Consider the following 25,557-nt stretch of genomic DNA (forward strand, 5'->3'; position numbering starts at 1 on the left):
TGATTTTTGGGCACATGGAAGCGCCCGTGATAGCGCGTCGAAACAGTCTCGCTACGCGCCGCGCTGATAAGCGTCAGGACCACATAACCTATTGGAATATCCTCTGGGGTCAAGGATTGGCCGGGATTTAGTAAGTTTTGCCATGACTGTGCGACACGGGTCGCATTGGCAACACGCCAGCAAAATCACAATCGCTTGCAGTGCCGCGTCCTTATACGCGCAGGGGATCGCGACCCGTCGCAACCGGGCGGGTCGCGTCCTTTCTCAGCCGAGGTGATGGACGTCTTGCCGCCCATAAACCGGCGTTTCGATCCCTTCCATCCGCGCCTTGAGTTGCAGGGCTAGGAATTGTGAATAGTGCCGCGACTGATGCAGATTGCCACCATGGAACCAAAGCGCCTCGACTTGGGTGGGTTTCCACATATTGCGCTGTTCACCTTCCCATGGGCCGGGGTCTTTCGTCGTGTCAGAGCCAAGCCCCCAGACCTTGCCGATACGGTCAGCCATCTCCTGCCCCATCAGGTCCGCAACCCAACCGTTCATGGAATTATAGCCTGTCGCATAGACGATCAGATTCGCCTCTAGTTTCTCACCCGTATCCAAGATCACACCATCCTCCACCACTTCGACAACCTGTCCCTGTGTCAGCTTGACCTTGCCGTCGATGATCAACTGACTCGCACCCACGTCGATATAATAGCCCGATCCCCGTCGCAGATATTTCATGAAGAGCCCCGAACCGTCATCGCCCCAGTCGAGCTGAAATCCGGCGTGCTCAAGGCCTGCGTAGAAATCGGCATCGACCTCTCGCATCTTGTCATAGAGGGGAATCTGGAATTCATGCATGATCCGGTAGGGCAGCGACGCAAATATGAGATCGGCCTTTTCCGTGGTCATGCCGTCGCGCACCGCCTGTTCCGAATATAGCCCGCCCAGACCGATCTCCATCAGCGTGTCAGAGCGCACGATATGCGTGGACGACCGCTGCACCATGGTCACATCAGCGTCATGCTCCCAAAGCGCGGCACAGATGTCATGCGCAGAGTTGTTGGAACCGATGACAACGCATTTCTTGCCTGAATAGGCATCGGGGCCGGGGTGCTGTGACGAATGCTGCTGATCGCCCTTGAACTTGTCCATGCCGGGAAAATTCGGCAGGCGTGCCTTGCCCGACATACCCGTTGCCATGACAAGCTGTTTTGGGCGCAGCGTGACCTCCTCACCGTCGCGATCCACGACGACGACCCACTCACCGTTTGTGTCGTCATAACGGGCGGATTTTGCCTCCGAGCGGGTCCAGTAATTCAACTCCATCACCTTGGTGTACATTTCCAGCCAATCACCAATCTTGTCTTTGGGGGCAAAGACCGGCCAGTTTTCCGGAAACTTGATATAGGGAAGATGATCGTACCAAACCGGATCATGCAGGCAGAGCGATTTGTACCGCTTGCGCCAACTGTCGCCGGGGCGGTCGTTGCGTTCAATGATGATCGTCGGCACGCCCAGTTGCCGCAACCGCGCGCCCAGCGCAATGCCTCCCTGCCCACCGCCAATGATCACGGTATGTGGCTGCGTCTCGTAGCCCAGCGTTTGCGCCTCCTCCTCGCGCTCTTCCTTCCATGTGGTGCGCTTTTTGTCCGCGCCGTGTTTGGCCCCTAGCGGGCGGGCAAAGCCCTTGGGCTCCTCGTAGCCCTTCAACTCGACCATGGTCGTGAGCAGCGTCCAGATCTTTCCCGCCTTTAGCCGGATCAGACCATAGCCGCGCGCCACCTCGGTCTCGAACTCGATCCACGCCGTCGTGACGCCCCCGGCTTCGTCCGGCACCTCGCCTGTGGCGAGTCTCCAGTTGCGGGGTTTTGTTGTAGCAAGTTGCCGGCGCAGCATGTCCTCAACCTGATCTTTGCCTTCGACCGTCTTGAGGTTCCAGGTGAACGTAACCAGGTCACGCCAATAGCAATCGTCCTGAAACATCTCGCGCGCGGCGGCAATGTCGCCTACCTCAAGTGTCTTGCCGAATTTATCCAGAAACGCCTGTGTCTGATCGACCACTGTCGAATCGAGCATGTTGTCCTCCCTTGGTTGTGGCTTTTCACAACGCAAAGCTGGCATGCTCAGGCCGTCCCTGACCATGGTTTTGCATCCCGCACAGGTTCAATTCCGCGATTGCACCGCCCTGACGTTGCGCGCGCAACGCCGTGCAACACTGCGCCCCCTATCTAGTGCGGTGGCACCAACCCCGCTTTACGCACACGTCGCAGAACGGTCGAGCGGTTGAGGCCAAGCCGCTTGGCGGCCTTGGACATATTCCAGCCACAGGCATCAAGAAGCGCCTCAAGATCTTGTTCAGGGGTATTGTCCGGTTCTGCGGCAAAACTGGGCGCAGGTAGATCGGGCAGATCAATAACCTTGCCGTCGGTGACGCTCACGGCAACCTTGATCACGCTTTCCAACTCTCGGATGTTGCCCGGCCAGTTCCGCGCGCCTAGTTCCGCCCGTGCGCCGGGCGATAGGCTCAGATCAGTTTCGGCAAACCGTCGCATCAGCCGATCAATCAGCCAATCGAGATCATGCCTCATCCGCAGTGGCGGGAGCCGCAACCGATCACCGGCAAGCCGGAAAAAGAGATCGGATCGAAACCGTCCCTCTTGCGTCGCACGGGCAAGATCGCAGCGAGAAGAGATGATGACACGCAGATCATCGCGCGTCTCCAAAACCCTCAATAACGCCGCTTGGCCGGGCGCATCCAGATCCTCGATCCCTTTGAGGAAAAGCGTGCCACACGGCACATCCGCCAACCCTGCAATGCTTGGGTAAGTTGCAGCGGCGCAACTCAAGACATGAAACGGGCGTCCCGATGGTCCGCAAACATGAATCCCACGCGCCAGCCGCTCCTTGCCAGTGCCAGTCTCGCCTTCGATCAAGAGCGGCACACGCGTCGAGGCCAGCCGCGCCGCACGCACCAACAGAGGGCCAAGTACCGGATCAGCCCCCGCGAAACTCGACAAGGTGCCCGGCAAGGGCGCGGGCGCCGGACCTCGAACAACCCGCGCCACTTGTGGCGCGATGGCATGTCCGAAAAGACCCCGCCCATCCTTGAGGCGTACCACCCGCTCCTCTGTTGGACGGCCACGCATCAGATCGGGAAGATCATCGACCGACATTTCCAGAACGTGCTCAATTGAACTGCCGATCAACCCCTCGGACCGCCCCGGGGCCAGCAGACCGACCGCACCATGCGTCATGCCGACGATCCGGCCCGACCCATCCAGTGCCACTGCGGCCTCGGGGTCGACCTCGAGAAACTCGGGACTTGCGGAAAACCGCAGCACCCAATCGCGCCGCGTCATCGCCATGAGATTGGCCATCTCGACCCGCCGCGCCGATGCCCTGACGAGATTGATCGCAAGGTTTTGGCTGGATTTTTGCGACGGTGAGCGTAGGAGCGAGATATCGAGCACCGCCGTCAGCTGTCCCTGCATGTCATAGATTGGCGCTGCGGTGCAGGAGAGTGGCGTATGCGCCACCCCAAAGTGATCACTCTGATGGATTGTCACAGCCTCGCCGGTGACAAGACAGGACCCAACCCCGCAGGTGCCCGCCAGATCCTCGGACCAATTGGACCCGAGGTATAGCCCCGACTGACGCAGCTCGTCCTCGAACCTCGGATCACCAAAAAAATCGACACATATACCTTCTGAGTCGGCCAAGAGCAGCACATAATTCTGCCCCGCCACCTGCCGAAAGAGCGATTGCAACCCGGACCGCGCCGTGGCGATCAGACGCTCGGATTGCTCGCGGTGACGTCGCAATTCGGCATCGGTCACGATATGCGCAGCGTCCGCCTGCGCCGGGTCCATGCCATAGGTCTCGACACAGCGCCGCCAACTGTCCAGCACGATTGCATCACGGCCCGGCACCAGAGAAGTGCTGCGCAAGGCGCGGTCAATCTCCCGCACATGGTCCAGATCACTCATGCCGTCCTCCTCGGCCTGAAAATCCTACAGTGACTGAAACAGTGACTGAATAAGCGTCTGCTTTCTCGCACCTCAGGAGGCGTCCGAGAGCGTGTGATCGAGTATATCAAGCCGCAGCAACGTTGGCTCTAGGCCTTTGGTATGCCTCGTCATGCCACCGATCGCCGTCAGGCGACCATTTGCGCGGCCTTCTTGAGGTCCACGGAGACAAGCTGACTTACGCCTTGCTCAGCCATGGTGACCCCAAACAGACGATCCATCCGGCTCATGGTGACAGCGTGATGGGTGATAATCAAAAACCGGGTCTCAGTCCGGCGACACATCTCGTCGAGCAAATCACAGAACCGGGTGACGTTTGCGTCATCCAGCGGCGCATCGACCTCATCCAGAACGCAGATCGGCGCAGGATTGGCCAGAAACACCGCAAAGATCAGCGCCAGCGCCGTCAGCGTCTGCTCGCCCCCGGACAAGAGGCTGAGCGTCGAGAGCTTCTTGCCCGGAGGCTGGCACATGATTTCCAGCCCCGCCTCAAGCGGATCGTCGCTCTCGACCAGAACAAGATTGGCCTCACCGCCGCCAAACAGATGGCGGAACAAGAGGGTGAAATTGGAGTTCACCTGCTCAAAGGCCGTCAAAAGCCGCTCACGACCTTCACGGTTGAGGCTGGCAATGCCGCTGCGCAGGGTCTTGATCGCCTCTTCAAGGTCAGTCTTTTCCTTGATCAGACCATCATGCTCCGCCTCGACCTCCTTGGCGTCCTCTTCAGCTCGCAGGTTGACCGCGCCCAGCGCATCGCGCTGACGCTTCAGGCGATTCACATCCGCTTCGATGACCTCAGAGGCGGGCATGGCGTCAGGATCGGCCCCAAGGCTCTCAAGCAGAGCGTCGGGCGTGACCTCCAGCGTCTCTTGGATCCGCTCGGCAGCATAGTCGCGCGTCTCGCGCGCAGCGTCGAGCCGCGCCTCGGCGCGTGCGCGCAATTCCCGCGCCTCGGAGGCCAGGCGCTCGGCCTCGCGCTCGTCCAGCGCGGCCTGACGCGCCTCACCTTCGGCGGTCGAGAGCGCATCGGCAGCGGCGGCGCGTCGGGCCTCGCTGCGGGTGATCTCCTCGCCGAGTTCGGCACGTTTGGCCGCAAGAATCTCCGGCGCGGCGCTCGCATCGGTCAGTTCTTCCTCCGAGTCCAGTTTGCGCTCTGCCAATTCCGCGATGCGCTTTTCAGCTGTGTCCAGTCGATGTCGCCAACCACTGATCTCTTTGGTGATTTCCTGACTGCGGCGGGTGCGCCGCTCGCCCTCACGGCGCAGCTCATCCGCCCCTGACCGCTTGGTCATCATCATCATCCGAGCAGCCTCTACTGCCATCTTGATCGTTTCCAGATCTGCGCGAGCCGCCTCCAGGTCCCCCAGATCGGCTATTCCTTTTTCAGCCTCTGACAGGCTCTTGCGGGCGGCCATGGCCTCTTCGTCATGGCGGGTCACGGCGAGACCGAGCGACTCGAGCCGCGATCCGGCAAGATTACGATCTGCCTCGGCGCGGCTCAGGAACCTGTTGGCCTCGTTCACAGCCGTATCCGCCGCGCGACGTGCGTCACGTGCGGTACGATCCTCGTCAGTGCGGCGGATCAAGGCCTCGCGTAATGCCTCATGCGCGCGCATCGCCCCATCGGCGCGGGCGGTAGCATGTTCCAACTGCTGCTTGAGTTCCTCCAGCCGGTTGAGCTGTTGCAGACGAAGGGCAGCCGCCGATGGCGCATCTTCTGCCCAGGCTCGGAATCCATCCCAGCGCCACAGATCACCCTCGGTGCTGACCAGCCGCTGACCGGGTTTCAGAAGAGCTTGCAGGCGGGCGGCGTCCTCGGGATCAATCAATCCGATCTGTGACATGCGCCGGGCCAGAACTTCTGGCACCGAGACATGGTTGCTGAGTGCCGTGACGCCTTCGGGAAGCATTTGCGGAGCGGCGTAACCGGGCAGAACAGTCCAGCCCGAGGGGCCGTCGGCCTCGACCTCGGGGGCACGCAGATCATCGGCGAGTGCCGCGCCCAATGCCTTTTCAAACCCCTGCTGCACCTGAAGGCGGTCCATCACCTGCCCACCCTCGGCGGTGTCGCGCTGCACCAGCTTGGCCAAGGCTGTGACCTCGGCGCGCAGCGCGTTGACCTCTCCCTCGGCCTCAGAGCGTGCCGCACGCGCCTCGGCCTCTTGTGCCTGAGCCTCTGCGCGGGCTTCGTCAGCATCCACCAAGGCCAACTCTGCTGCCTCGGCTGCGGCCACGGCACCGGCTTCGGCCTCAATTGCTGCGGCATGATCGGCTTGCGCCTTGGCCAAGGCATCGTGAGACTGGCTCTGCGCTGAGCGCGCGCGCTCAGCCTCGGCCTCGCTCTTGGCCAAAGTCTTGCGACTATCCTCCAGCAGGCGTTGCGCAGATTGATGGCGGGCGGCAAGGCGCGCCATATCCTCTGTCATCTGGCTGAGATCGTTCTCACGCTGTTGTAGAATCTGCGCCGCCTCGCGCGCCTCCGCCTGCGCGGCGTCCAGCCGCGCCTCATGCCCGTCGGCCCCTTTGACAAGTTCACCAGCCTCCCAATCAAGTCGGGCAATGGTGTCGACAGCATCGCGGTTAAGCCCCGATTCGCGGTCGATATCGCGGGCCAGTTGTTCGATCCGGCCACGCAGGGTGGCGATCCGGTCGCGCGCATTCACCTCTTGTTCGCCAAGGGCATCTCGCTGCACGCTCAGACGTTGCAGGATTGCAGCCGCGATGGCCTCTTCCTCGCGCAGTTTGGGTAGTGCCTCCTCTGCCTTTGAGCGGGCTTTGGCTGCTTCGCGCGCCCCAACTTCTGCACGCGCTGCGGCGGTGGTGCGGTCTCGAAGCTCATCCTCGGCGCGCGCGCGCGCAAAATCCGCCTCTTTCCAGCGACGATAGAGCAACAGCCCCTCGGCCAGACGCAATTCTTCGCCGATTTGCCGATAGCGCGCCGCCTGTTTCGCCTGCCGCGCCAATTGCGCCAGTTGTGCCGCCAATTGTTCGACAACATCGTCAACACGCGTCAGGTTGGTTTCTGCGCCGCGCAGTTTCAGTTCGGCTTCATGTCGCCGCTGATAGAGACCAGAAATACCGGCCGCCTCTTCTAGAATGCGCCGACGCGATTTGGGCTTCGCATTGATCAATTCAGAAATCTGCCCCTGCCGGACAAGAGCCGGGGAATGCGCGCCAGTCGAGGCATCTGCGAACAGCATCTGAACATCGCGCGCCCGTACGTCCTTGCCGTTAACTTTGTACGCTGAGCCCACGTCGCGGGTGATCCTGCGGACGATCTCAAGATGATCGGAGTCGTTGAAACCCGCCGGTGCCAACCGGTCGGAATTATCGAGATGGATCACCACCTCGGCAAAGTTTCGCGCAGGTCGCGTCGCAGCCCCGGCAAAGATCACATCCTCCATGCCGTCGCCGCGCATCGCGGTCGGGCGGTTTTCGCCCATCACCCAACGCAGTGCCTCGAGCAGGTTTGACTTGCCACAGCCATTGGGTCCAACAACGCCGGTAAGACCGCCCGCGATGATCAGATCGGTCGGGTCGACAAAGCTCTTGAAGCCGGTCAATCTGAGTTTCGAGAACTGCACCTGCGCGCGTGCCCCTGGTCCGGTGATTCCGTTGTCATCGGAGTGTGGGGCTCGGGGTGCCTACCTGTCAACGGCCAACCACAGCATATAGGGTGGCTGGGCCAGTTATCCACATGATATTGGGCAAAACTCTGCCAACACTCAACGAAACAATGCCGCAGACCGTCCTTGAGCGGTCGCAAACCACCTTGACGCATGCTGATGCAGCCTGCATACGAGAGTGGCAAGGTTCCTCGTTTCGGTGCAAAGCGCCGCGAGGATAAATGGGAATGACGTGCCGGCGGACCCAATCAGGGCGTCCATGCGTCAGCCGCCCCCGCGACTGTAAGCGGCGAGCCCCTGCCAGATGCCACTGAGGTGTAAAACCCTTGGGAAGGCGGCAGACAGGCGACGACCCGCGAGCCAGGAGACCAGCCCTGCGTTTGTTAATCCCGCCTCGGGTGAGAGGTGTAAAGGAGATACCGCTATGACCGCATTGGTTCAAACCGCTGCAAAATCAACTGTCCTGCCGTTCGTTGCCGCGCTCTTTCTGGGCCTTGGCATCGTAACCGTCGCTGGCCATGTGCAGGCTTCGGCACTGCATGACGCCGCACATGACGTGCGCCACGCGACCGGCTTTCCCTGCCACTAATCCATGTTTTCAAAAATTGTCACCAGCGCGTTGTTCGCTGGTTTCTGTGCGGGGCTGATTGCCGCCCTGTTGCAGTTGGTGTTCGTACAGCCTGTACTTTTGCATGCAGAGCTATACGAGGGCGGTGATCTCGTGCATTTCGGGGCGGAGGCGGTTAGCGCTCATCCGGACCTGCCCGGTCTTGATCCGGTGCGCGATGGGCTGAGCCTGTTGTTCTCGGCGTTGATCTATGTGGGCTATGCGTTGATTCTGGTTGCTGCCATGGGCATGGCCGCTGATCGAGGACACGCGATCAACGCGCGCAACGGGTTAATCTGGGGCATTGCAGGATTTGTCGCGTTTCAGTTCGCGCCGGCCCTTTCCTTGCCGCCAGAGGTGCCGGGTGTTGCCGCCGCAGATGTGGCCGAGCGTCAGATCTGGTGGTGGGCAACGGTAGCAGCAACTGCGATTGCGCTCGCGCTCATCGCCTTTGGCCGCAACTGGGTCTTGTGGACGGTGGCACTTCTATTGATGCTGACGCCGCACCTCATTGGCGCGCCCCACCCAGATGAGCTATCCGGCCCGGTTCCGCCCGAGATTGCCGCGCTCTTCGCAGCACGCGCCTTGGGTGTCGGCTTTGCCGCTTGGGCCCTTCTTGGTCTCTTTGCCGGGTATTTCTGGCAGCGTGAGAGCACGGCAACCTGACAGGTCAACACCCCGGTGCCTAGGTGCCGGGGCCATCCGACGGGAGACAACATCATGGCCAAACCACTCGCCTTTCTGGGCATCGGCCTCTTTTTCGGCACGGGGCTGGGGTTTCTGGTCGCCGCCACATCCGGCGTGCAACTTGGCGGACATGATCACGATCATGGCGCGGCCGTGCATGACCATAGCGCCCATGACCACGGCGGGGCGGCGCATGCAACCCTGACCGAAGTCACTGATCCCGCTCCAGCAATGACGCTGACCCTGCATCCCGACGGGGCGCAGAGCCGCAATCTGCATATCGGCGTTGAGAATTTCACTTTTGACCCCGAGGGGGTGAATGGCCCAGCCGTGCCGGGGCGCGGTCATGCGCATCTCTATCTGAACGGAGTCAAGATCGCGCGGGCCTATGGACCGTGGATGCAGTTGGATGCGCTTCCGGTCGGCACGCATGAACTCCGGGTGACGTTGAATGCCAATGACCATACGCAACTGGCATCGAATGGCGTGCCGATCGAGACCACGATTGCGGTGGTGATCGAATGACCGCTCAGCCCGGCACGCGCCCAATCAGGCACTGCCGCAGCCGCCCGGCGGGGCGCGCATCCTCGATCCAGCCATCGGCGCATTCGGCATATAGCGCCGCAAAGGCCAGCGTATCCTCAAGATCGCCCGCGGGATCAATGTCGCCAAAGAGATACGTGGCCTTGCCCGGAGCGGAGAATGCCACGCTGAGTGGCCGGGCACAGTTGGACATGCAATCATGGTCCTGCACCGTGAACTCCATGCGCCGCTCAGATAGGGCAACACGCAGCCGCGCCGCAAACCCCTTGCCATCCGTGCCCTCGCACGTAGAACAGACCACAATCCGATGCGTCATCGACGATCCCCTTTTCCACCGGGCTTAGGCCAGCCGCCCCGCCCGATGCAAGCCCCCTGAAGGAGCCAAGATATGCAAGCCAAGATTCCCGCCACCGTCGTCACCGGATTTCTCGGCGCAGGCAAGACCACGCTCATCCGGCATATGCTGGAGAATGCAGGGGGAAAGCGCATTGCGCTCATTATCAACGAATTCGGTGATCTGGGCGTGGATGGCGACATCCTCAAAGGCTGCGGTATCGAGACCTGTTCAGAAGAGGATGTGATGGAATTGTCGAACGGCTGCATCTGCTGCACCGTGGCCGAGGATTTCATTCCCACTCTGCAAAAGCTGTTGGACCGCGAGCGCGCACCCGATCACATTGTGATCGAAACCTCGGGACTGGCACTGCCGCAACCGCTGGTGCGGGCCTTTAACTGGCCCGAGATTTCGACGCGCGTGACGGTCGATGGCGTGGTGACGGTGGTCGATGGCAAGGCCGTGACCGAAGGACGTTTTGCGCATGACGTGGCCGCGGTCGATGCACAGCGCAAGCTCGACGAAAATCTGGACCACGAGACACCGCTGTCGGAACTCTTCGAGGATCAGATGGCCTGCGCCGATATGATCGTGATCAACAAATCCGACCTGCTGACCGAGGACGAGCGCGCGGCGCTGACCGCGCGGCTGCGCGCAGACTCGCGCGAGGGCGTGCAGGTCGTGACCGCGACCATGGGGGCGCTGCCCGTCGAGGTGCTGCTCGGTCAAGGCATCGGGGCCGAGGCAGATATGGAGGCGCGGCATGAATTGCACCATCATCATGACCACGACGACGAAGACGATCATCACGACGAGGATGATGACCACGATCACGATCATGGCCACGATGCCTTTGAGAGCTTTGTGGTGACGCGGCCCGAGATCAGTGATCCGGCCAGCTTTGCCAAGGTAATCACGGAGGTGATCCGCACCCATGATATCCTGCGGCTCAAGGGCTTTGCCGCTGTGGAAGGCAAGCCGATGCGCCTGACGATTCAGGCGGTAGGGCCGCGCGTGGACAGCTATTTCGATCAGCCCTTTGGTAAAGGTCCGCGTCAGACTCGGCTTGTAGTCATTGGGCAGGCGGGTCTGGACCGGGCCGCGATTACGGCGGCGCTCTCGGCATGATCATCGTCGAGGCGGCAGACCCGCGGCATCCAGAGGCCAGCGCGCTCTTGCGCGCGAGCCATGCTCTGATGGAATCGCTCTTTCCGCCCGAGGATAATTTCTTTCTCGATATCGATGCGCTCTGCGCACCCGATATCCGCTTCTTTGCCGCGCGCATTCAGGCGCAGATCGTTGGCACCGGCGCACTCGCGCTGCGCGACGGTTACGGCGAAGTTAAATCCATGTTTGTTGATGAAGCGGCGCGCGGACGGGGAATCGCGGATGCGCTATTGCGTCGGATCGAGGATGAGGCGCGCGTGCTTGCCCTGCCCTGCCTGCGGCTGGAAACCGGTAACCTGCTTGAGGCGGCGCACAAGCTCTATGCGCGCCACGGGTTTGTGCTGCGCGGGCCATTCGGGGACTATCCCGAGGCCGCCTCCTCCGTCTTCATGGAAAAGTCGCTATGAGCCTATTTCGCGGTTTTCTCGGTCTTGGCCTTGAGCCGGGCAATCAGCTCCTCCTTGGAGGGACGCTTACCGAACGGATTCTTGTCCGTGCCCGGCGCGTTATGCTCATTGTGACGCGGGATCTTGCCGCCTTTCTTGGGGGTGCCCTGTGCTTTGTAATCCATGCTGTCGCCCTTTCGGCTCTGCGCCCCAATCCGGGCGGCTCTGATGCTGCTCTTGCCGCAAAGCCTGTCCTTGATCAAGCCGGAACCGTGTGATGCATCTTCTCGCAGCGACACCTGGAGTCATTGATGATGGCAAAGAACCGGTGGATCTGGGGCAAACGCCCGCCGATCTGATCTTCATTTCGGCCGCTGATACTGAATTGGCCGCGCTGAGTGCGGCACGCGCCGAAATGGCAGAGTCTCCGAGCCTCCGGCTGGCCAATCTGAGCCATTTGCAACATCCGATGTCCGTCGATCTGCATCTCGATCACTGCGCCAGCAAATCGCGGCTGGTGATCGCAAGGGTGCTGGGTGGTGTGGGCTATTGGAAATACGGGACCGAGCAATATGCCGCGCGGCTGCATGAGGCTGGCGTGCCGCTGGCACTCTTCCCCGGCGATGACAAGCCGGACGCGGAATTGCGTGGTTTGTCCACGGTGCCGGACGCGGATTACGACGCGCTTTGGGCCTATCTGGTCGAGGGTGGACCAGAGAATGCCAGCAACTTCTTGCGGTATGCGGGGGCACTGCTGGATGCAACGGACACGCCTGCCGCCGCGAGCCCATTGTTGCGCGCAGGGGTCTATTGGCCGGGGGCGGGCGTGGCGGGCCTGACTGCCGCGCAAGAGGCGTGGGGGGAGGGGCAGCCGGTCGTTCCGGTGATCTTTTACCGCGCGCTGGTGCAGGGGGCCGGGCTCCATCCGATCAACCGGCTGGTGAAATCGCTCTTGCGCGCCGGGCTCAATCCGCTGCCGGTCTTTGTCGCCTCGCTGAAAGACCCGGTATCGGTGGCGACGCTGGAGCATCTCTTTGGTGTGGCCCCGCCTTCGGTGATCCTCAATTGCACCGCCTTTGCCGTGGGCTCGCCGCATGCGGGCGACGACAGCCCCGAAAACCCGCTTTCCATGCCCGCCGCCAATGGCGCGCCGGTGTTTCAGGTGGTGTTGGCAGGCTCTTCTGAAGAGACATGGGCCAAGGGGCTGACCGGCCTCTCGGGACGCGATATCGCCATGAACGTGGCCCTGCCCGAGGTCGATGGCCGCATCCTCAGCCGCGCCATTAGCTTCAAGGGTGAGGCGTTTTTCGACGCGGCCACAGAATGCCCCATCGCCACCTATCGTGCGGTGGGCGACCGGGTGGATTTCGTGGCGCAACTGGCCGCCAAATGGGCCAAGCTGCGCCAGACACCTGCGCCGACGCGCCGCGTGGCGCTAGTCCTTGCCAATTATCCAAACAAGGATGGGCGGCTGGCCAATGGGGTCGGTCTCGATACGCCTGCGGCCACGGTGCACGCGCTGCGCCTGATGGCCGAGGCGGGCTACACTGTCGCCAATCCGCCTCAGGATAGCGACGCCCTGATGCGGGCGGTGATGGCGGGGCCGACCAACTGGCTCACGGATCGCGCCAACCGTGATGGGGGCGAGACACTGCCGCTGGATATCTACCTAGAGCATTTCAACGCCCTGCCATGGGATCTTCGCGAGGCGATGACCGCCCGTTGGGGTGCGCCTGAAGATGACCCTTTCATCGTTCCACAAATACTCAAATCCGACGGCACCGCCGGCGCAGGCTTTGCCCTGTCGATCCTGACCTTCGGCAATGTCGTGGTCGGGTTGCAACCGGCGCGGGGCTATAACATCGACCCGACCGAGACCTATCATTCCCCCGATCTGGTGCCGCCGCACAACTACTTGGCCTTTTATATCTGGCTTCGGCATAGGTTCGGGGCGCAGGCCATCGTGCATATGGGAAAGCATGGCAATCTCGAATGGTTACCCGGCAAGGCCTTGGCGCTGAGCGCCGAGTGTTGGCCCGAGGCGGTGCTGGGGCCGATGCCGCATGTCTATCCGTTTATCGTCAACGATCCCGGTGAGGGCACGCAGGCCAAGCGCCGCGCGCAGGCAGTGATCATCGACCACCTCACCCCGCCGCTGACCCGCGCGGAAACCTATGGCCCGCTGCGCGATCTGGAGGCGCTGGTGGATGAATACTATGAGGCTGCCGGGGTCGATCCACGCCGCATAGCCCATCTGCGCCGCGAAATCCTGACGCTGAGTTCCGCCACCGGACTCGACAAGGATGTCGGCATGTCGGGCAAGGATGAGGCGGGCGATCTGGCGCGGCTCGATGCCTATCTCTGCGAGTTGAAAGAGGCGCAGATCCGCGACGGTCTGCACGTCTTTGGTCAGTCACCGACTGGTCGGTTGGAAGTTGATCTTGCCATAGCCTTGGCCCGGGTTCCGCGCGGCGATGGAAAGGGCGGCGATGCCTCGTTGATCCGGGCCTTGGCGACGGATCATGGGCTCGGCATTGACCCGCTCGATTGCGATATGGCCGCCCCTGCCACTAGAAAGCCGCAGGCGCTGGTCGGTCTCTGCGCCGATCCCTGGCGCAGCAATGGCGACACGGTCGAGCGGCTGGAACTTCTGGCACAACGTCTCTTGACCGGGGAGGCGCAGGCGGTCGGGCCGCATACAGCGGCGGTTCTGGCAGAGATTGCGGAGCGCATCCGCCCCGCCATTGCCGCTTGTGGCCCAGAGGAGGGCGCGGGGCTTTTGCGCGCGCTGGAGGGGCGGGCGATTGCCCCCGGCCCCTCGGGCGCTCCAACGCGCGGGCGGCTCGATACCCTGCCCACGGGGCGCAATTTTTACAGCGTGGACAGCCGCGCCGTGCCCACGCCGACCGCTTGGGCCCTGGGGTGGAAATCCGCCAACCTCTTGATTGAAAAGCATCTGCAAACCCATGGCGATTGGCCGCGCGCCCTGCTGATTACCGCTTGGGGAACGGCCAATATGCGCACTGGCGGCGACGATATCGCGCAGGCGCTGGCACTGATGGGGGTCAAGCCGAAATGGGATGCCGCCAACCGCCGCGTGACCGGATTCGAAATCCTGCCTGAGGGCGTGCTGGGGCGACCGCGGGTGGATGTAACCTTGCGTATTTCGGGATTTTTCCGCGACGCTTTTCCGCAGCTTATCGCGCTTTTTGACAGTGCGGCGCGGGCGGTGCAGGGGCTTGATGAGGCCGAGGACAGCAATCCCGCCGCCGCAAGAGCGCGGAGCGAGGGGATCGGGCCGCGTATTTATGGCTCGAAACCGGGGGCTTATGGCGCGGGACTTCAGGCGATGATTGACGAGCGACTCTGGGCCAACAAGGCAGATCTGGCCGAGGCATACCTGACTTGGGGCAGCTATGCCTACGGTGTCAAGGAAGAGGGCACGCCCGACCGCGTCAGGTTTGAAACGCGGCTGCGCCAGACCGAGGCGATTGTGCAGAACCAGGACAATCGCGAGCATGATCTGCTTGATTCTGATGACTATTATCAGTTTGAAGGTGGCGCCGCGGCGGCCGTGAGCACGTTGCAGGGGCGCGATCGACCGATCTATCACAACGACCACTCGCGCCCCGAACGTCCGCTCATCCGCACGCTGGAGGATGAAATCGGGCGGGTGGTGCGGTCGCGCGTGGTCAATCCGAAATGGATCGCGGGGGTCAAGCGGCATGGGTATAAAGGCGCTTTCGAGATCGCCGCGACGGTGGATTATCTCTTTGCCTTTGCGGCCACAACGGGCGCTGTGCGCGGCCATCATTTCGATCTGGTCGAGGCGGCGTTTCTGGAGGATGACGACACACGCGCGTTCATTGCAAATCACAACCCGTCCGCCCTGCGCGAACTGGCCGAGCGTCTCGCCGAGGCGATAGACCGGGGTCTTTGGATGCCGCGGTCGAATTCTGCGCGCGCGCGGATTGAGGCCGCTCGCAACGCTTCTCCTACGCCCTGATCTGGCTCGGCTAGAACAACCACGGAAGAATCGCTCCGCTTTTTTGGTCTAAAGCGTTATCCTCTTGCACAGCTTTCCAGACCAGAGGCTTGCTCATGCGTCGTTATCTGCCTGCTGATGACCTCAACGCGGTTCACGCACTGCTGTGCCGCACCTTTGCCTATATGGAGGGGCGCATTGATCCGCCCTCATCGCTGGCACATTTGGATGTCGATGCGTTGCGCGTTTTAGCCGCGACCTCTGAGATCTGGGTCATCTCCGAGAGGAGTTACCCCATCGCCTGCATGATCCTGACACCACAGCCAGATGCGCTCTATCTCGGTAAGCTTGCGGTAGATGCAGGCCATCGAGGACAGGGATTGGCGGGTAAGATGGTGGCACACGCCGAGACTCGGGCAATAACACTCGGCCTGCCGCGCCTGCGGCTACAAACCCGACTGGAACTGGTAGAGAACCATGCCACTTTTGCGAACCTCGGGTTCGTGATCACGGCGCAAACCGCTCATCCCGGTTATGATCGCCCGACCAGCCTGACGATGGAACGGTTGGTGCCAATACCCCTTGAAGATGCGCCCTAGACCTCACTCGCGCCAAGTGCAGATGAGATCGACGTATCCGCGAAAGACCGGCTCTTGCTCGCACTCAAGGATCTGTGGCGGCGGGAGGGATGGCAGGCCGGCGCCGCAATCAAGCTGCGCCTCCACTACCGCTGCATCGCCCCAGAGCCGTGCCACGCGACAGCCGCTGACAGCCTCTATTGCCGCAACCCCGCGTGGGGCAACTGCCGCCAGGCGCGGGGCCCATTCCGGGCTGACACGCATCGCCTGCGCCCGTGTGCCCGCGATCCGCACATCAAAAGCACTATGACCGATGGTGATTCGTTGTGGCGTCAGAGTCTGAAATGCCGGGCCGGGAGAATTGCATCCGACCAAAGCAATTATGAGAAACAAGGTGAGTCCGCGCACCAGCATGGGACAGTCTTGTCCTTTGGGCGTTAACCGAGAGTTAAGGCGGTGCGGTCATACTTGCGGTTCATGTCGTTATGTGACGTCGTTTTCAGATCATTAACCTTCGGATTCTCTCGATATGTGGAAATCGCGCAGGAGACATGCTGCAAACGCATGGATTTTCTCAGTATTTGCCATTGCGCGGTCACAAAAATCCATTATGTGCGCAGCGTGGCCACAAAGACGGCCCTGATCTAAACCTATAGGATGGAGGCAACCCGATGACCCGCGACGAACTGAACCGTGAACTGCGCGCGCACAGTGCCTCTTGGCAGGCTGTTGTGATCGTCTATGCAGCGATCATCGGGACATTTGTAATGTCCGCCATGGCGATCCTGTAATAGCCCGATAGATCAACGGAATTCAGACCGAGTGAGGGGCGGATGAGGATAACCTCTCCGCCCCGTCTTGCACTTGTATCACGCGTTTACGCCAGTGATCTTGGGATCCTTCGGATCAATACGGGCTGCTGCCGCATCGCCCACATTATCCACGCCACGCTCTTCCAACAGTGTGGTCAGCCAATTCGGGTCCATCTCCGGCACTGAGCTGAGCAAGAGATCAGTATAGGGATGGTGCGGCGGCGTGAACATCTCGTCCTTGGGCCCCTGCTCCACCACTTTGCCATGCTGCATCACAACCACCTCATCGGCGATGGAGCGCACGGTGGCGAGATCATGGGTGATAAACATATACGCCAGCCCCAGCTCGTTTTGCAGCCGGTCGAGCAGGCGCAGAATGCCTTCAGCTACGAGTTGATCAAGAGCGGATGTCACCTCGTCGCAGACGATGAAGGTGGGCTCCGCCGCAAGCGCGCGGGCAATACCGATGCGTTGCTTTTGCCCACCGGACAACTCAGGCGGATAGCGGTTGTAATATTGCGAAGGTTCAAGCTCGATCAGGTCAAGCAATTCATCAACGCGGTTCTTGAGCGCCACACCTTTGAGACCGGAATAGAAGGCCGCGGGCCGTCCGATGATTTCCGAGATGCGAACCTTGGGATTCAGGGCTGTATCAGCCATCTGATAAATCATCTGGCACTGGCGCAATTGGTCCTTGGTGCGGTCCTTGTAACTCGGCGGAAAGGGTTCACCCTTGAATAGAACTTCACCCTTGGACGGCGGCAAAAGGCCCGTTATCACCCGCGCCGTGGTGGATTTTCCAGAGCCGGATTCGCCCACAACAGCCACGGTCATGCCCTCGTAGATATCGAAACTGACATCATCCAGCACCTTGTCGCCGCCGGTATAGGAGGCGTCGACATTACGGATCGAGATCAGCGGCACGCCATCCTTGGGTCGGTGGCGCTGTGGGCTCTCAAAGCTACGGACCGCCCAAAGCGACTTTGTGTATTCCTCTTTCGGATTGTCCAGCATCTCTTTGGTCGAGGCTTCTTCGACCTCTTCGCCCTTGAGCAGCACCTTGATGGTATCAGCCATCTGCGCCACAACAGCCAGATCGTGAGTGATATAGATCGCTGCGGTGTTGAACTGATCCACGATATCTCGGATCGCGGCCAGCACTTCGATCTGAGTGGTCACATCCAGCGCAGTTGTCGGCTCGTCAAAGATGATGAGATCAGGCCGACAGGACATTGCCATGGCCGTCATGGCACGCTGCAACTGCCCACCAGAGACTTGATGCGGATAACGAAATCCGATCTCCTTCGGATTGGGCAAGCGCAGCCTTTCGTAGAGGTCCATCGCATCCTCTTGCGCCTCCAGCCTCTTTTTGAGCCGATATTGCAAGGGCGCTTCGGTGTGCTGGTCGATGATCTTGTGCGCCGGGTTGAACGAGGCCGCAGCCGACTGCGCCACATAAGCGATACGAGAGCCGCGCAGCGCGCGACGCTCGCTCTCGGACGCGGTCGTGAGTTCCATTCCATCAAACTCAATCGAGCCATTGGAGATGCGCGTGCCGTCACGGGCATAGCCCATACAGGCCGCGCCAATGGTAGATTTGCCTGCGCCCGATTCACCGATCAGGCCCATCACCTCGCCCCGGTGCAGGGTGAGGTCCACGCCCTTGATGATGTCGATCCAGGATTCGTCGGAATAGCCCTGAATCTTCAGGTCACGGATTTTGAGAAGAACGTCTTTTTTCTTGGGCATCGGTTCACACCTTCAGGCCAGAGGAGCGGTAGAGCATCCAGTCCACCACAAAGTTGACCGCGACGGTCAGCAGAGCGATGGCCGCCGCGGGAATGAGCGGGGTGATGTCACCAAACGAGATCAGCGTTGCGTTTTCGCGCACCATGGAGCCCCAATCCGCCGTGGGTGGCTGGATGCCGAGGCCGAGGAACGACAAGCCCGCGATGAGCAGGAACACAAAACAGAACTCGAGTCCGAATTCGGCAACCAACGGAGCGGTGGAGTTGGGCAGGATTTCACGACGGATCAGATACCACGTCTTTTCACCCCGCAGCTTGGCCGCCTCGATATAATCCATCACCACGACGTTGCCAGCCACAGCGCGCGTCAGACGGAAAACGCGTGGACTGTAGATAACCGCAACGACGAGGATCAGAATGATCTCGGACGGGTTGAAGATAATGAGCATAAAGCCGGAAAACGCCGTCGAGACCCCGACCAGCACGGCCAAGCCAACGGCCCAACCGACAATACTGTTCTCGAAAATGGCAGTGACCATCAGAAGCCCGACGACTCCGGCAAAGCCCGTGAGCAGCCAAAAGCTGGTGGTGTCATTGGCCAAATCCCCGCCGAAAATCGACAGCATCAACAGCGCAAAGATCAACGATGGAATCGACATGATCACATCGGAGGTACGTGCCAGAGCCTGATCGAACCAGCCTCCCGTTGTCGCAGCGAGCAACCCGGCAAGAGCCCCCAGCAAGAACGCCATGACCGTGCCAGCAAGGGCCAGAGCAACGGTATTGCGGGCGCCGAATACCAGTCGGCTGAATACATCCCGCCCCAGCTGATCCGCGCCAAGCAGCATGTTTGCATCTGCAGGAGCAAAGGCCGAGGTGATAACCTGCGCCTCGCCATAGGGCGCGATGAGGGGGGCAAATATCCCTGCAATCGCGACGGTGAAGATCACGAACATGCCAAACGCTGCGGTAAGTGGCGCGGTGCGTAGTTCCTTGGCCAGATTGTGCGAGGCGATGGCGATCAGGAATTCACGGAACGCATAGGAGACCATCGCCGAGAGCCCCAATAGCCCCGCCAAGATGGCCACGATTCGCAATGCGGAAACACCGCCAATGATCCCTAGAATGAACGAAACCAGTGTTAGCGAGAACAAAAGCAAGAAGGCGGAGCGTTTGTTGAAATAGGCCGCAAGGCAAGACGCGCCGAGAAGCAGAGTGTAGTAGATGATGACGAAAGCACTCATGTTTCTGCCCCCCTTATTTTGGATGCCGCAAGCGCGGATTGGTGAGGATAGACCCCACATCCGCCGCGAGATTGAGCAGGATGAAGGTCGCGGCAAAGATCAGGCAGCAGGCCTGAACCACGGGGAAATCACGCTTGCTGACCGCATCAACCAAGGCCTGACCGATGCCCGGATAGACGAACACCACTTCAACCAGCACCACACCCGTAATGAGATAGGCCAGATTGAGGGCCACCACGTTGATGATCGGAGCCCAGGCATTGGGCAGGGCGTGCTTGACGATCACCTTCCACGGGGGCGTGCCTTTGAGGCGTGCCATCTCGATATAGGGCGAAGCAAGCAGGTTGATGATCGCCGCGCGAGTCATGCGCATCATATGAGCCGTCACCACGAGCACCAGAGTCAGCGCAGGCAGAAAGGTGCGGTACAAGAGATCTCCAAAGCTCATGTCGTTGCTGAGGCTGGCGATGGCCGGGAACATGCCCGTCTTGACCGCAAGATACAGAATCAGGATGTAGCCCAGAAAGAATTCAGGGCTGGAGATCGAGGTAAGTGTCGCCACGTTGGCGACCCGGTCAAAGATCGAGTTGCGCAGAAGCGCCACAAGCACACCGAGCACAATTGAGATCGGCACCGCGATGGCGGCGGCATAGGCTGCGAGGAACAATGTATTGGCAAACCGCTCGCCAATCGTCTGGGCGACACTGGCACCGGTGACGATGGAATTGCCAAAATCGAGCGTCACTGCACCAGATAGCCAATGCAAATAGCGCAGGACGGCTGGCTGATCGAGCCCCATTTCCTTGCGCAATGCGGCCAGGTTCTCAGGCGTTGCGCCCTGCCCCAGAACGGCTTGCGCGATGTCTCCGGGCAAAAGCTCGACCATAAAGAATATGATTATGGAAATGACCAGTAGAATGATCAAACCCATTCCGAGCCGTTTTGCAACGAGCCCTAGGATGTCCCCCATCTTTCCCTCCTGCTGTTTTTTCGCCTGTCGCCTTGTGGTTCGGCGCGGCCTTTTATGGCTTAGGCTAACAGTTTTTTATGAGCCGGACGAAAAATAATTCTCGTTTCAGGCCTCTCGCAATGACGCGATAGGCCGAAGCAGGGATTTCCCTGCCCCGGCGGCTAAAAACCCGGCACCTTTCGATGCCGGGTCGCAGATTGGCCTCAGGCTTCAAACCACCAGCGGCTTGCGGCACGCGCGCCGTCACAGCCCCAGCTTGCCGCAACCTGTTCATGACGTTTGACGCCTTTGCCACGGGCATAGACCCAATTGTTGAAGAACGGCAGGAGCGTTCCGCCATCATCGCGCATCAGGAGGCACATTTCGTGATACATTTCGGCACGCAGCGTTTCGTCCAGTTCTGACTTGGCCTGAAGCAACAACTCATTGAAGCGTTCATTCTGCCAGCGAGTCTCGTTCCAGGCCGCGTCATCTTTGTAGGCCAATGTAAACATCACGTCCGGGGTCGGACGCGCACCCCAAGACACGGCGCTGAACGGTTTTTTCAGCCAAACGTCCGAGTAGTATCCATCACTCGGCTCGCGCACGACCTTGATGTTGATCCCTGCGGCCTTGGCCTGCTCCGCATAAAGCACGCACATGTCGACGGCACCAGTATAGACGCTGTCTGCAACCGAGAGATTGACCGACAGGCCCTCTTGACCTGCCTCTTTGAGCAGTGACTTGGCCTGATCGGGATCATACTCGCGCTGCGGGATGTCTTCTGGCCAATAGGGCTGCACCGGCGAGAGGTGGAAATCATTGCCTTTGGTTGCTGCGCCAAAGGCGATTTTCTCGATGATCTCGTCGCGATTCATGGCAAGTTTCAGCGCCGTGCGCACGCGCACATCGCTGAAGGGTTCCGTGTCGCAGAACATCGGCATCGTGATCGCCCCACCAGAGGGGATATTGTCGACCGAGATGTCTGGATTGCGCTGCAAGAGCGCGAGCGTCTTGAGTTCGATCAGCGAGACGCAGTCTACATCGCCCGTCACCAGCGCCGTCTGGCGCGCGTTGGGGTCGTTGAGGACGAGCATTGTCACCTTGTCGAAATAGGCACCTTCTCCGTGCCATCCATCGTGGCGGGTCAATTCCCAACGGATGCCAAATTCGCCCGAGTCGATCTTGTACGGGCCAGTACCGTCGCCCGATTTCCAGTCGATCGTGCCGTCGCCGTTCGAGGGGCAGATGGCAAAGTGATAATCTGTCATCAGCCAGGGCAAGTCAGCATTGCCCCGAGCAAGGCTGACCACAACGGTATGGTCGCCATCCGCAGTGACATCGGTCACGTCGGTCAACAGCGCCTTGGCGGCAGAGGTCGAGCTATCGCCACGATGATGATTGAGGCTGTCAATCACGTCCTGCGCCGTGACCGGCTTGCCACTGTGGAACGAAGCATCGGGATTGAGTTCGAACGTCCACTGCATGGCGTCGGGTGACGCCTCCCAGCTGGTGGCGAGATCCGGCCCAAGCGAATTGTCCGCCTCGATCAAGGTCAGATAGCTGCGGTGGGTATGGGCCAGAAAGATCATCTGGCGGGTCACATAGGTGCCCGGATCATGGGTATCAGAAGTGTTGCCATCATGCACACCCCAACGGAACGTGCCGCCCGGCGTCGGGTTCGCAGCAGCGGACGTGCCCCATAGACCAGTGGCAGCCGAGGCCGTTATACCTGCAGCTGCGGCGAAATGCATGAAGGAGCGACGCGAGATATCGCCGGTGCGCGCTGCCTGTGCGAGCCGGTCCAAAAGGACCTGATCGGTTTTCTTTTTCATTTGGTTTCCCTGTCTTGTTTTGAATCTGTCATTGGTGAGGCCGCAGCATCAGCCCACACTGAAAGCTTCCTTTTCAGTGGGGCTGCAAGGATGCTCAAATACGACATGTTTCTAACAGAACACGAAATGCCCCTTGTTTCCAGTGCTTAATCCAGCAAAGGAGAAGCTTTAAAAGGTCATAAATGCTGAGGTTTTCTGAGATTTCGCCGAGTTTTCTAACTGCGACGCATCCGTAGCTTGGCAAAGTAATCGAGACGTTTCTTGAGCTCACGCTCGAACCCTCTCTCGACCGGCTGATACAGAACCGGGCGTTTCATGGTCTCCGGAAAGTAGTTTTGTCCCGAGAATCCATCCTCTGCGTCATGGTCATAAGCGTAGCCTTCGCCGTAGCCCTGCTCCTTCATCAGACGGGTTGGAGCGTTGAGGATATGTTTGGGCGGAGGCTCGCTTCCGGTTTTCTTTGCCTCGCGCAGCGCGGCCTTGTAGGCCATATATCCAGCGTTGGATTTCGGCGCGAGGGCCAGATAGGCCACAGCCTGAGCCAGCGCCAATTCGCCCTCGGGGCTGCCGATCCGCTCATAGGTTTCCCACGCATGCAGGCAGATCGATTGCGCCTGTGGATCAGCGAGGCCGATATCCTCGATCGCCATGCGCAGGATGCGTCGTGCGAGATAGCGCGGGTCTTCGCCACCTGTCAGCATCCGGGCCAGCCAATAGAGCGCGGCATCAGGATCTGAGCCGCGCACGGATTTATGCAATGCCGAGATGAGGTTGTAATGCTCGTCACCCGACTTATCGTATTTTGCCGCGCGTTTCATCAGGCGGGTGGCAAGGGCGCTGCTATCCAGTTTTCCCTCGACCTTCCACGCCGCCACCTGTTCGATCAAGTTCAAGAGCGCGCGGCCGTCGCCGTCAGCCATTTCAAGCAAGGCCTCGCGCGCCGGACCATCGAGCGGCAAGGCGCGGCTCAACTCTTGTTCGGCACGTTGCGCGAGGCGTTCGAGATCAGCGAGCACTAAGCGCGTCAGAACCAAGACCTGTGCCCGGCTGAGAAGGGCGGCGTTCAACTCGAAACTCGGGTTTTCCGTGGTCGCACCAACCAAGAGGATCGTGCCATCTTCCATATGCGGCAGAAACCCATCCTGCTGTGCCTTGTTGAACCTGTGGATTTCGTCAACGAAAAGCAGGGTGCCGCGGCCCTGAGTGCGGCGGTGCTTGGCCTCTTCGAACACTTTGCGCAGTTCCGGCACGCCGGTAAAAATCGCACTGATCTGGATGAAATGCAGATCGGTTTCGTCAGCCAACAGTCGGGCAATGGTGGTCTTGCCTACGCCGGGCGGGCCCCAGAAGACCAACGAAGAGAGGCTGCCGGAGGCAAGCATCACGCCGAGCGGGGCTTCGGGGCCAAGCACCTGATCCTGTCCGATGACATCCGTGAGACGACGCGGTCTGAGCCTATCGGCCAAGGGGCGAGGGCCCGTGTCGGGACGCGGCGTGTCGCCTGTATCAAAGAGATCCGCCACCGCTCAGATCCGGAACCGCAGCGCCATGCGCCGGCCACCACGCTGCACCTCAAGGGCCAAGGTCGTCTCGGCGCGCTCCAACGCCTCGGCGGCACTTGCACTATCAGGTGTGGTGCGACCATTGACGGACCGCAAGATATCGCCGGCGCGTAACCCGGCACGCGCACCGTAGGGGCCGGGATCATCCACAATCACCCCCTCCGACAGAAGTGGAAGGCGGTAGTCCTCGATCACGGCGGGGTTGATTGTCGACAAGAACATTTGAGGGATTGCAGCACGCGGGCTGGTTTCCAGTCGGTTGCGCGGTGGGGTGTCGGGGGCGGCGATCATGTCCACCTCGATCTCTTGCTCAACGCCATCGCGCAGGCGGGTGATTGTGGTCTTGGACCCGATTCCGGCCAGAGACATGCGATAGATCATCTCTGCGGGGCTGTTGACGGGCTGACCGCCGACCATCGTGATCACGTCGCCGGGGCGGATGTCGCGGACAAAGCTGCTGAGGGGATGCACCTCGGAAATCACGATGCCGTCGGGGCGGGCGATGCCAAGCCCCTCGGCCATATCCGGGGTTACAGGCTGACCACCCAAACCCGCCCAAGGGCGTTCAAATGTCGTTTTTCCATCCCGTGCCTGTGCCACGAACTGTGCCACCAAGGCCGAGGGAATGGCAAAGCCGATACCGTTCGATCCGCCCGAACGCGACAGGATTGCTGTATTGATTCCAATAAGATGGCCGTTCACATCGACCAGAGCACCGCCCGAATTTCCGGGGTTGATCGGTGCGTCGGTCTGGATGAAATAGCCACGCGCGTTGCCGGTGGCCGTGCCGGAGCGGGCGAGGCCGGAGACGATTCCGCTGCTGACGGTTTGGCCCACGCCAAAGGGGTTGCCGATGGCCAGCACCAATTCGCCGACCTGCACGGTGTCGCTGTTTCGCAGGGCGAGGGCGGGCAGGGCCGGTGCATCCTCGATCTGGAGGACGGCCAAATCCGCCTCTTCATCGCCCAAGAGGACGCGGGCGGCGTATTCGCGGCGGTCATTGAGGACCACGCGGATATCTGTAGCCTCACCCACGACATGATAATTCGACACGACGATACCATCCTCCGAGAGGACCACGCCGGACCCAAGAGAGTTTTGAACGCGCGGGCGCGTTGCGCCGAAGTCATTGAAAAATCTCTCGAAAAACGGGTCTCCCCGGAATGGGCTGGCGCGGGTGGCGACGACGCGACTCGCGTAGATATTCACCACTGCCGGAGCGGCCTGTTGGACGACCGGGGCAAAGCCCAACTGAATTTCGGCCGGCGAGACCGGCACGCGGGTTTCGGCGTGCGGCAGGCCGGGAAGGGCCAATAAAACAAGGCAGAGAAGGCGGAACATGACTGGCTCCCCAAGGGTGATCTTGGCCTTTGAGATATGCTGGGAGTGGCGCGGCAATGCAAGGCTTTGCGGCGTCTTGCGGTGGCATATCCCCGAGGGCCAACATGCAAAACCCCCGCCGGTGAGGGCGGGGGCGTATC

At 60.7% G+C, this 25,557-nt stretch carries 19 protein-coding genes and 1 riboswitch; of the genes, 7 read left to right on the top strand and 12 right to left on the bottom strand.

All coding sequences use genetic code 11. From position 1 onward, the window contains the following. Positions 1-264: 264 nt before the first annotated feature. The 3 genes from ROS217_RS04270 to smc all read right to left on the bottom strand — a co-directional run bounded on the left by ROS217_RS04270 (position 265) and on the right by smc (position 7,597). Positions 265-2,064 carry a flavin-containing monooxygenase gene (locus tag ROS217_RS04270; protein ID WP_009816440.1) on the bottom strand — a complete coding sequence of 600 codons (1,800 nt, stop codon included), beginning with the start codon at positions 2,062-2,064 and terminating at the stop codon, positions 265-267. A gap of 152 nt (positions 2,065-2,216) precedes the next feature. After that, positions 2,217-3,974: a sigma-54-dependent Fis family transcriptional regulator gene (locus ROS217_RS04275; RefSeq protein WP_009816441.1), complete on the bottom strand. Its 1,758-nt coding sequence runs from the start codon at positions 3,972-3,974 to the stop codon at positions 2,217-2,219. Positions 3,975-4,141: 167 nt separating this feature from the next. Then, positions 4,142-7,597, bottom strand: a complete 3,456-nt coding sequence (smc, locus tag ROS217_RS04280) for a chromosome segregation protein SMC (protein ID WP_040650352.1) — start codon at positions 7,595-7,597, stop codon at positions 4,142-4,144. Positions 7,598-7,806: 209 nt separating this feature from the next. Further along, a riboswitch (cobalamin riboswitch) is annotated at positions 7,807-8,030 on the top strand. Positions 8,031-8,063: 33 nt separating this feature from the next. On the opposite strand from smc, the gene ROS217_RS23400 reads away from it, so the two are divergent. From ROS217_RS23400 to ROS217_RS04290, 3 genes are read left to right on the top strand one after another with little or no spacing between them, the layout of a single operon-like run. Then, entirely contained in the window at positions 8,064-8,228 is a 165-nt protein-coding gene (locus ROS217_RS23400) for a CbtB domain-containing protein (RefSeq protein ID WP_009816443.1), read from the top strand. Positions 8,229-8,231: 3 nt separating this feature from the next. Continuing rightward, the gene (locus tag ROS217_RS04285; protein ID WP_009816444.1) at positions 8,232-8,912 is read left to right on the top strand and encodes a CbtA family protein; all 681 of its coding nucleotides are present in this window, start codon (positions 8,232-8,234) and stop codon (positions 8,910-8,912) included. A 54-nt stretch (positions 8,913-8,966) separates the two neighbouring features. After that, entirely contained in the window at positions 8,967-9,458 is a 492-nt protein-coding gene (locus tag ROS217_RS04290; protein ID WP_009816445.1) for a hypothetical protein, read from the top strand. A 4-nt stretch (positions 9,459-9,462) separates the two neighbouring features. Here ROS217_RS04290 and ROS217_RS04295 read toward each other — a convergent pair whose 3' ends face one another. Further along, on the bottom strand, positions 9,463-9,792 hold the full coding sequence (locus tag ROS217_RS04295) for a DUF1636 family protein (protein ID WP_009816446.1): 330 nt from the start codon (positions 9,790-9,792) through the stop codon (positions 9,463-9,465). A 72-nt stretch (positions 9,793-9,864) separates the two neighbouring features. Between ROS217_RS04295 and cobW the strand changes: the two genes are divergently transcribed. Together cobW and ROS217_RS04305 are read left to right on the top strand one after the other, a co-directional pair. Continuing rightward, positions 9,865-10,938, top strand: a complete 1,074-nt coding sequence (gene cobW, locus ROS217_RS04300) for a cobalamin biosynthesis protein CobW (RefSeq protein WP_009816447.1) — start codon at positions 9,865-9,867, stop codon at positions 10,936-10,938. Then, positions 10,935-11,384: a GNAT family N-acetyltransferase gene (locus tag ROS217_RS04305; RefSeq protein WP_009816448.1), complete on the top strand. Its 450-nt coding sequence runs from the start codon at positions 10,935-10,937 to the stop codon at positions 11,382-11,384. Before cobW ends, ROS217_RS04305 begins: the two co-directional genes overlap by 4 nt. 2 nt (positions 11,385-11,386) lie before the next feature. Here ROS217_RS04305 and ROS217_RS24310 read toward each other — a convergent pair whose 3' ends face one another. After that, the gene (locus tag ROS217_RS24310; RefSeq protein WP_009816449.1) at positions 11,387-11,548 is read right to left on the bottom strand and encodes a hypothetical protein; all 162 of its coding nucleotides are present in this window, start codon (positions 11,546-11,548) and stop codon (positions 11,387-11,389) included. Between the two features lie 92 nt (positions 11,549-11,640). On the opposite strand from ROS217_RS24310, the gene cobN reads away from it, so the two are divergent. Continuing rightward, complete coding sequence (gene cobN, locus ROS217_RS04315) at positions 11,641-15,369, top strand: cobaltochelatase subunit CobN (protein ID WP_009816450.1); 3,729 nt, start codon at positions 11,641-11,643, stop codon at positions 15,367-15,369. 95 nt (positions 15,370-15,464) lie between these two features. Then, positions 15,465-15,947, top strand: coding sequence for a GNAT family N-acetyltransferase (locus ROS217_RS04320; protein WP_009816451.1), 483 nt, complete (start codon positions 15,465-15,467; stop codon positions 15,945-15,947). Between the two features lie 3 nt (positions 15,948-15,950). Here ROS217_RS04320 and ROS217_RS04325 read toward each other — a convergent pair whose 3' ends face one another. The 7 genes from ROS217_RS04325 to ROS217_RS04355 all read right to left on the bottom strand — a co-directional run bounded on the left by ROS217_RS04325 (position 15,951) and on the right by ROS217_RS04355 (position 25,417). Continuing rightward, positions 15,951-16,340 carry a hypothetical protein gene (locus tag ROS217_RS04325; RefSeq protein ID WP_009816452.1) on the bottom strand — a complete coding sequence of 130 codons (390 nt, stop codon included), beginning with the start codon at positions 16,338-16,340 and terminating at the stop codon, positions 15,951-15,953. Between the two features lie 455 nt (positions 16,341-16,795). After that, entirely contained in the window at positions 16,796-18,487 is a 1,692-nt protein-coding gene (locus ROS217_RS04330; RefSeq protein WP_009816455.1) for an ABC transporter ATP-binding protein, read from the bottom strand. 4 nt (positions 18,488-18,491) lie between these two features. Beyond that, positions 18,492-19,730: an ABC transporter permease gene (locus tag ROS217_RS24020; RefSeq protein WP_009816456.1), complete on the bottom strand. Its 1,239-nt coding sequence runs from the start codon at positions 19,728-19,730 to the stop codon at positions 18,492-18,494. 13 nt (positions 19,731-19,743) lie between these two features. After that, positions 19,744-20,700: an ABC transporter permease gene (locus ROS217_RS04340; RefSeq protein WP_040650354.1), complete on the bottom strand. Its 957-nt coding sequence runs from the start codon at positions 20,698-20,700 to the stop codon at positions 19,744-19,746. Positions 20,701-20,903: 203 nt separating this feature from the next. Then, complete coding sequence (locus ROS217_RS04345) at positions 20,904-22,514, bottom strand: ABC transporter substrate-binding protein (RefSeq protein WP_009816458.1); 1,611 nt, start codon at positions 22,512-22,514, stop codon at positions 20,904-20,906. A gap of 215 nt (positions 22,515-22,729) precedes the next feature. Further along, positions 22,730-24,037, bottom strand: coding sequence for a replication-associated recombination protein A (locus tag ROS217_RS04350; protein ID WP_009816459.1), 1,308 nt, complete (start codon positions 24,035-24,037; stop codon positions 22,730-22,732). Between the two features lie 3 nt (positions 24,038-24,040). Further along, positions 24,041-25,417 carry a trypsin-like peptidase domain-containing protein gene (locus ROS217_RS04355; RefSeq protein ID WP_009816460.1) on the bottom strand — a complete coding sequence of 459 codons (1,377 nt, stop codon included), beginning with the start codon at positions 25,415-25,417 and terminating at the stop codon, positions 24,041-24,043. Positions 25,418-25,557: the final 140 nt, after the last annotated feature.

Source organism: Roseovarius sp. 217 (assembly GCF_000152845.1).
In the GTDB taxonomy this organism is placed as follows: domain Bacteria; phylum Pseudomonadota; class Alphaproteobacteria; order Rhodobacterales; family Rhodobacteraceae; genus Roseovarius.

What these genes read in the sequence shown, in the direction of transcription:
- ROS217_RS24020 (WP_009816456.1), bottom strand. Translation starts at nt 19,730, where the DNA reads ATGAGTGCTTTCGTCATCATCTACTACACTCTGCTTCTCGGCGCGTCT.
- ROS217_RS04345 (WP_009816458.1), bottom strand. Translation starts at nt 22,514, where the DNA reads ATGAAAAAGAAAACCGATCAGGTCCTTTTGGACCGGCTCGCACAGGCA.
- cobW (WP_009816447.1), top strand. Translation starts at nt 9,865, where the DNA reads ATGCAAGCCAAGATTCCCGCCACCGTCGTCACCGGATTTCTCGGCGCA.
- ROS217_RS04325 (WP_009816452.1), bottom strand. Translation starts at nt 16,340, where the DNA reads ATGCTGGTGCGCGGACTCACCTTGTTTCTCATAATTGCTTTGGTCGGA.
- ROS217_RS04285 (WP_009816444.1), top strand. Translation starts at nt 8,232, where the DNA reads ATGTTTTCAAAAATTGTCACCAGCGCGTTGTTCGCTGGTTTCTGTGCG.
- ROS217_RS04305 (WP_009816448.1), top strand. Translation starts at nt 10,935, where the DNA reads ATGATCATCGTCGAGGCGGCAGACCCGCGGCATCCAGAGGCCAGCGCG.
- ROS217_RS04270 (WP_009816440.1), bottom strand. Translation starts at nt 2,064, where the DNA reads ATGCTCGATTCGACAGTGGTCGATCAGACACAGGCGTTTCTGGATAAA.
- ROS217_RS04355 (WP_009816460.1), bottom strand. Translation starts at nt 25,417, where the DNA reads ATGTTCCGCCTTCTCTGCCTTGTTTTATTGGCCCTTCCCGGCCTGCCG.
- cobN (WP_009816450.1), top strand. Translation starts at nt 11,641, where the DNA reads ATGCATCTTCTCGCAGCGACACCTGGAGTCATTGATGATGGCAAAGAA.
- ROS217_RS04295 (WP_009816446.1), bottom strand. Translation starts at nt 9,792, where the DNA reads ATGACGCATCGGATTGTGGTCTGTTCTACGTGCGAGGGCACGGATGGC.
- ROS217_RS04340 (WP_040650354.1), bottom strand. Translation starts at nt 20,700, where the DNA reads ATGGGGGACATCCTAGGGCTCGTTGCAAAACGGCTCGGAATGGGTTTG.
- ROS217_RS04320 (WP_009816451.1), top strand. Translation starts at nt 15,465, where the DNA reads ATGCGTCGTTATCTGCCTGCTGATGACCTCAACGCGGTTCACGCACTG.
- ROS217_RS23400 (WP_009816443.1), top strand. Translation starts at nt 8,064, where the DNA reads ATGACCGCATTGGTTCAAACCGCTGCAAAATCAACTGTCCTGCCGTTC.
- ROS217_RS04275 (WP_009816441.1), bottom strand. Translation starts at nt 3,974, where the DNA reads ATGAGTGATCTGGACCATGTGCGGGAGATTGACCGCGCCTTGCGCAGC.
- ROS217_RS04330 (WP_009816455.1), bottom strand. Translation starts at nt 18,487, where the DNA reads ATGCCCAAGAAAAAAGACGTTCTTCTCAAAATCCGTGACCTGAAGATT.
- ROS217_RS24310 (WP_009816449.1), bottom strand. Translation starts at nt 11,548, where the DNA reads ATGGATTACAAAGCACAGGGCACCCCCAAGAAAGGCGGCAAGATCCCG.
- ROS217_RS04290 (WP_009816445.1), top strand. Translation starts at nt 8,967, where the DNA reads ATGGCCAAACCACTCGCCTTTCTGGGCATCGGCCTCTTTTTCGGCACG.